Source organism: Paracoccus limosus (assembly GCF_009711185.1).
Lineage (GTDB): Bacteria > Pseudomonadota > Alphaproteobacteria > Rhodobacterales > Rhodobacteraceae > Paracoccus > Paracoccus limosus.
Window position 1 is genome coordinate 1 of the sequence record NZ_WMIF01000071.1, and the last position, 596, is coordinate 596.

Annotated in this window: 2 protein-coding genes; both read left to right on the top strand. The window is 67.3% G+C overall.

Annotation, left to right across the window (positions count from 1 at the left end):
• On the top strand, positions 1–424 hold a 424-nt coding region (tnpA, locus tag GL279_RS19075), incomplete at its 5' end, for an IS66-like element accessory protein TnpA (RefSeq protein ID WP_155066173.1).
• Positions 424–596: IS66 family insertion sequence element accessory protein TnpB (gene tnpB, locus GL279_RS19725; RefSeq protein ID WP_425495622.1), on the top strand; the 173-nt coding region annotated here is incomplete at its 3' end. The genes tnpA and tnpB, both read left to right, overlap by 1 nt.

Sequence of the window (596 nt, forward strand, 5' to 3'; positions counted from 1 at the left end):
CAAAATGGGCGGCCATTTGGACGGCTTCTCGGATGGTGGGGTTTCGCGGCTGGAAGTGATGGAGGGGCCGACCGGGCGTCAGCGACGCACGAAGGCGGAGCGGGCGCGGATTGCGGCGGAAAGCTTGGTGCCGGGAACTTCGGTGACCGAAGTCGCGCGGCGGCACGGGACGACGCGCTGGCAGGTTTATGACTGGCGGAAGAAGCTACGGGACGGACAGCTTGTCGTGCCCGAGAGCGTGGCGGCACTGCCGATGTTTGCAGAACTGGTCGTCGAGGGCGCCGCAGCGGAGATGCCGGCAGAGACGGAGGCCAGCACCGGCGTGGAGATCGTTGTGGGTGATGTCGTGATCCGCGTCGGCGCAGATACCGATGAGGTTCTGCTTACGCGGTCGATCCGAGCGGCGCGGGCGGCGGCATGGTGATGCTCGGCCAGGGCGGGCCGGTGAAGGTCTACGTGGCGACGCGGCCGGTGGACTTCCGCAAGGGCATCGACGGGCTGGCGCTGGCGGTGCAGGAGATGTTCGGGCTCGACCCGTTCTGCGGGGCGGTCTTCGTCTTCCGGGCGAAGCGGGCAGATCGTATCAAGATTCTGGT